The sequence below is a fragment of the Sphingomonas sp. genome, assembly GCF_035758555.1.
In the GTDB taxonomy this organism is placed as follows: domain Bacteria; phylum Pseudomonadota; class Alphaproteobacteria; order Sphingomonadales; family Sphingomonadaceae; genus Sphingomonas_B.
The window spans coordinates 1-5080 of sequence record NZ_DASTXI010000231.1; the positions used below are offsets into that span (position 1 = coordinate 1).

Annotated in this window: 7 protein-coding genes and 2 pseudogenes; 5 read left to right on the forward strand and 4 right to left on the reverse strand. The window is 66.8% G+C overall.

Going from position 1 to position 5080, the window contains the following annotated elements; all coding sequences use genetic code 11:
- The 3 genes and pseudogenes from VFT73_RS13835 to VFT73_RS13845 all read right to left on the reverse strand — a co-directional run.
- Positions 1-198, reverse strand: a pseudogene (locus VFT73_RS13835) (DNA topoisomerase IB); the annotation flags it as partial.
- A 90-nt stretch (positions 199-288) separates the two neighbouring features.
- Entirely contained in the window at positions 289-555 is a 267-nt protein-coding gene (locus tag VFT73_RS13840; protein WP_326412427.1) for a hypothetical protein, read from the reverse strand.
- On the reverse strand, positions 552-722 hold the full coding sequence (locus VFT73_RS13845) for a hypothetical protein (protein WP_326412429.1): 171 nt from the start codon (positions 720-722) through the stop codon (positions 552-554). Before VFT73_RS13845 ends, VFT73_RS13840 begins: the two co-directional genes overlap by 4 nt.
- Positions 723-819: 97 nt before the next feature.
- On the opposite strand from VFT73_RS13845, the gene VFT73_RS13850 reads away from it, so the two are divergent.
- Entirely contained in the window at positions 820-1455 is a 636-nt protein-coding gene (locus VFT73_RS13850) for a S24 family peptidase (RefSeq protein ID WP_326412430.1), read from the forward strand.
- Between the two features lie 447 nt (positions 1456-1902).
- On the opposite strand, the gene VFT73_RS13855 is transcribed toward VFT73_RS13850, so the two are convergent.
- The gene (locus VFT73_RS13855) at positions 1903-2955 is read right to left on the reverse strand and encodes a DUF3667 domain-containing protein (protein ID WP_326412432.1); all 1053 of its coding nucleotides are present in this window, start codon (positions 2953-2955) and stop codon (positions 1903-1905) included.
- Between the two features lie 47 nt (positions 2956-3002).
- On the opposite strand from VFT73_RS13855, the gene VFT73_RS13860 reads away from it, so the two are divergent.
- The 4 genes and pseudogenes from VFT73_RS13860 to VFT73_RS13875 all read left to right on the forward strand — a co-directional run.
- Positions 3003-4250: a glutamate-5-semialdehyde dehydrogenase gene (locus VFT73_RS13860; protein WP_326412434.1), complete on the forward strand. Its 1248-nt coding sequence runs from the start codon at positions 3003-3005 to the stop codon at positions 4248-4250.
- Positions 4251-4281: 31 nt separating this feature from the next.
- Entirely contained in the window at positions 4282-4554 is a 273-nt protein-coding gene (locus VFT73_RS13865; RefSeq protein ID WP_326412436.1) for a CopG family ribbon-helix-helix protein, read from the forward strand.
- Entirely contained in the window at positions 4551-4835 is a 285-nt protein-coding gene (locus tag VFT73_RS13870; RefSeq protein ID WP_326412438.1) for a type II toxin-antitoxin system RelE/ParE family toxin, read from the forward strand. The genes VFT73_RS13865 and VFT73_RS13870 overlap by 4 nt, the downstream gene beginning before the upstream one ends.
- A pseudogene (locus VFT73_RS13875) lies at positions 4832-5080 on the forward strand (nicotinic acid mononucleotide adenylyltransferase); the annotation flags it as partial. The gene VFT73_RS13870 and the pseudogene VFT73_RS13875, both read left to right, overlap by 4 nt.

A 5080-nucleotide genomic window follows, 5' to 3' on the forward strand; every position in this document is an offset into this window, starting at 1 on the left:
TTGCTTTCGCCCCCGCTCGTCCCAGCCGATCGCCTGGATATGGCCGTCCGGGTCCGGGCAGAACCAGGCGTTCTCGTAGGCGGGGGGAAGGCCGACGCCGTTCAGCCGGTCGATCTCGTCGCGGTCGGTGATCCGCTTTCCGTCGGGCGCGAAATAGCCGAACGCCCGGCCGGTGCGGCGGCGGGTGATCCCCGGCATCTCGTCATCGACAAAGGAAAGATGCGAAGTGCTGAGGTCCGCCACATGGGCAGGAATGCGTGGAAGATGAAGGCGTTCCCAGCGCCGGCGTCATGCGTCCTCGATCGTCAGCGCCTCGATCGTGACGCGGTCGCCCACGCGCTCGGCATGGATATCGGCGACGATATGGCCGGGCAGGACGAATTCCTGCTCTCCGATCCCGGTCAGGTCCGGCCCTGCGGCGCAGACGAGCATATGGCGCGCGCCGGTATAGGTGACGCTGGCCCAGGGCTCGCTCTCGCCGGTCAGCACCAGCAGGCCCGGATAGCGCGCCGTCAGCGCACGGATCAGCGCGCGGTGCGGATCGGGGCGCCTCACTTGCCCGCTCCGATAAATGTCTCGACTCGCTGCCGCAGCCCCGGACCCAGCTCGCGGCCGCGGCGCAGGTCGTGCACCAGCCGCGGGTCGCGCGCGACCTGCCGCCCGAACCGCGTCGCCGACATGCCGCTCCGCTGCAGATAACGCTCAATTTGCCTCAAAATCATCGCACTCCCCTTCCGCGACTCGCGTTCGATAGGAGTTTTCCTATCTCATAGGCATTTTCCTATTTGTCTAGGATAATTCCTATGCTAAGGAGAATTGATGGACGGGGATGCTCGTGCCGCGCTCGACGCGCTGATCCGGGAAAGGCGGGAGGATTATGCCTCGCTGTCCCGGCTGCTGGGCCGCAATCCCGCCTATATCCAGCAATTCATCAAGCGCGGCGTGCCGAAGAAGCTGGACGAGGAAGACCGGCGCACGCTCGCCCGTTATTTCGGCGTGGCCGAGGCGCTGCTCGGCGGCCGTGAGGACGAAGGCGAGGCGCTGATTTCGGTGCCGGTGCTCGACGTTCAGGCGTCGGCCGGTCCCGGCGCCTTTGCCGACGACGAACGCGCGCGGGCGCGGATGCGCTTCGATCCGGGCTGGCTGCGCGGACTGAAGCTCGATCCCGCGCAGCTGTCGGTGATCCAGGTGACCGGCGATTCGATGTCGCCGACGCTCAATGACGGCGACGATATCCTGGTCAACTTAAGCGATGCCGCGCCTGCCCTGCGCGACGGCATCTACGTGTTGCGGCTGGACGGGGCGCTGAACGTCAAGCGCCTGATCGTCGACCGTGCCCGCGGCCGCGTCTCGGTCAAGAGCGACAACCCGGCCTATACCAGCTGGCCGACGCTGGACCTGTCGCGGCTGGACGTGATCGGGCGTGTCGTCTGGGCGGGGAGACGGTTGGGGTGAGCTGATTTCTCTCCGCTCGTCCCGAGCGGAGCGCGTCAGCGCGAAGTCGAGGGGCGCTGGCACAAGGTCTGGAGAAGCGCCCCTCGACTTCGCTCGGGACGAGCGACTGGTTGGTCTTAAATCGCCCTGGGGTGTGTACTCATATCCAGCGTCGAGCGTGATCGCGGTGGGAGGTGCGCTGGGTAGGAGCGCGGCGCAGACGCGTAGCTGAAGCTACGCGCAAGCAAGCGACGTAGCCAGCGCGCCTCCCACCGCGACCCCTGCGGGGCGGGGCGTCTTTTGGCCTGTGGCGGCGTCGCTCGTCGGTTGCGATGTCCCGCATCGCGCCCTCCTCGCTCCTATCCACAGGCCAAAATACGCCCCGTCACGCCGATGCTGGATATGAGTACACACCCTAGTTCGCGGAAAGACGCGACCGCGCCGCCCCAAGACTGTCACGGATGCTCCCTAGCCGAGCACGCCCATCGCGAGCAGCAGCAACAGATAGGCGACAAGCGCGAACAGCGCGAACATCAGCAGCGCGCTCAGGCGGATCAGCGCGCTCAGCCGTCCGATCCCGTATGCGCCCCGCAATTGCCGGTACATATGCACCGGGGGGATCAGCATTGCCGCCATCACGATGAGGCCGTCCATGACCCCGATTTCGCCGAGCACGGTCAGCGCAATCACCATCAGCGTCATGAACGACAGCGAGTAGGTCACGAACACCGCATGGTCGTAGACCTTGAACCGCCGCTTCCACGCGAACAGCAGCCATACGAAGGGCGTCGAGAGCGGGATCAGCGCCCAGGAGAATTTATAGGCGCTGGACTGCAGCTTGTAGAGCAGCAGGTTCGGGTTCTCGTTTGCCTTTTTCAAAGCCGCGTCGACCCCAGGCCATCCCGTGTGCAGGTCCATCGGGCGACCGGGCTTCCAGTCGGTGACCGCTTTCAGCCCTTCGAGATTGTCCCCGGCCTCGTCGATCTTCTTTTCAAGCGCATCCCGTTCTGCCGCAGGCGTGCTCGCCCTTTGCTGCTTCAGCCGCGACAATTCGGCCTCGACCTGGGGAATCTTGGCCCGTGCGGCGGCCTGCGCCGTTTCCGTCGCCGGCTTGTTCTCCGGCACTTCCATGTGCGCGCCGACCGCGCTGAACAGCGCGAACATCAGAAACACGGAGAACAGGAACAGCGCCATCGGCGACACGAAGCGGGCGCGCTCGCCATGGATGAAGCGCCGCGTCAGCTCGCCCGGCCGCAAGGCAAGCAGCGGCAGCGTGTTCCAGATCTTGCCTTCGAAATGCAGCACGCCGTGCGCAAGGTCGTGCCAGATCGCCGAAAGCGAACGGTGGATGTGCTCGGGCTGGCCGCAGCGATGGCAGTAATCGCCCAGCAAGGCCGTCCCGCAATTGAGGCACAGCGCGTGCGGCGCGCCGTCGTCCGTCCGCTCGCCGCCTGCCCGCTCGATCGCACCCGCCACCAATGCCCCGGTGACCAGGTCCCCTGTCGCTTCGATCCCCGTCATTGCGCAAGCGTAGCAGAGTTCGTGCCGGCCATGCTAGGCGGCCGGCGATGATATCGCCTGACAACCGGATCGCCGACATGGCGAAGAAGGCGCGCATGGCCGCGGCCGAGCTGGCGCGCGCCGATCCCGCGCGCACCGCTGCGGCCCTTCATGCGGCGGCCGGTGCCGTCCGGGACAGTGCGTCGGCAATCCTTGCGGCGAATGACGAGGATTTGGCCGGCGCGCACGATCTCGCCCCGGCGATGCGCGACAGGCTGCGGCTCGATGCAGCGCGCGTCGAGGCAGTCGCCGCCGCGCTGGACATGATCGCCGCGTTGCCGTGCCCGGTCGGAGAGGTGATCGACACCCGCACGCGCCCCAACGGCCTCCGGCTCGAACGCGTGCGCGTGCCGATCGGCGTGGTCGGCATCGTCTACGAAAGCCGCCCGAACGTCACCGCCGATGCCGGCGCGCTGTGCCTGCGTTCGGGCAACGCGGTGATCCTGCGCGGCGGCTCCGAAGCCCGGGCGAGCAACCGCGCGCTGCACCAGGCGATGACGGCAGGCCTCGGCGCCGCCGGCCTGCCCGAGGCGGCGATCCAGCTGGTCGACGATCCCGACCGTGCCCTGGTCTCGGCGATGCTCCGTGCGGCGGGCGGCATCGACCTGATCGTGCCGCGCGGCGGCAAGTCGCTGGTCGCGGCGGTCCAGGCAGAGGCGCGAGTGCCGGTGCTCGCGCACCTGGACGGCAACAACCATGTCTATGTCCACCACGCGGCCGATCCGGCGATGGCGGAAGCGATCGTGCTCGATGCGAAGCTGCGCCGCACAGGTATCTGCGGAGCGATGGAAACGCTGCTGATCGATGCCGATTATCAGGCGACGATCCCGCTGGTCGAAGCGCTGCTGGCGCGCGGCTGCGAGGTGCGCGGCGACGGCCGTGCCCAGGCGCTCGATCCGCGCATCCGGCCCGCCCAGGCGGCGGACTGGGACACCGAATATCTCGACGCCGTCTGCGCGGTCGCGATCGTCGACGGCTTCGATGCGGCGCTCGGCCATATCGGAGCGCACGGCTCCGGCCATACCGACGCGATCGTCACGGAAGACGCCGCCCCGGCCCGGCGCTTCCTCGCCGAGGTCGACAGCGCGATCGTGCTTCACAACGCGTCGACCCAGTTCGCCGACGGCGGCGAGTTTGGCATGGGTGCCGAAATCGGCATCGCTACCGGCCGCCTCCACGCCCGCGGCCCGGTCGCGCTGGAAGGGCTCACGACCTACAAGTGGGTGGGACGCGGAACGGGGCAGGTGCGCGGTTGAATCAGATGTATACATCATTTATATAGAGGGGATGACGACTTCCGTTGTTACCGCTCGCCTGCCCGAAGAAATGGTCGGAAGGCTTGATGCACTGGCCTCGCGAATGGACCGATCGCGGTCTTGGATCCTTGCGGCTGCCGTTAAGGCCTATATCGATGAGCAGACGGCGTTTCTGGATTTCGTGGATGAAGGCGAGCGGGATATCGACGAAGGCCGCTATCATACGAAAGAAGATATGGATGTGTGGTTCGATGAACGCATCGCGGCTGCTCAGGTACGAATGAAGCGCGCGAAGGCGGCGTGAGGCGGCTGATCTATGCCCATCGGGCAAAAGAGGACATCGCTGACATTGAGGGCTATTGGCGCGACCGCGACGATCTGATTGTCGGCTTTTATCGGGCGCTGCGCGATGCGACTGAACTCCTCTTGGACACCCCGGGCGGCGGAACGCCGGTGGAAGGCTCGAATCGTCGCAAGTGGAAGGTCGGCCGCACGCCCTTTCTGATCATCTACCGAGCGACGCACGCTGAACTGCGTGTCCTGCGCGTCGTCCATCAAAGCCAGAATTGGCGCCCGTTGCTTTGACCCGCATCGGCCTCCTTGGCGGCAGCTTCAATCCGGCGCATGGCGGGCATCGGGCGATCTCGCTGTTCGCGATCCGGGCGCTGGAGCTGGACGAGCTGTGGTGGCTGGTTTCGCCCGGCAATCCGCTGAAGGACCCGGAGACGATGGCGCCGCTGGAGGCACGGCTCGCCTCCGCCCGCGCCCAGGCCCGCGGCACCCGCATCCGGCCGACCGCGATCGAGGCGGAGCTCGGCACCCGCTACACC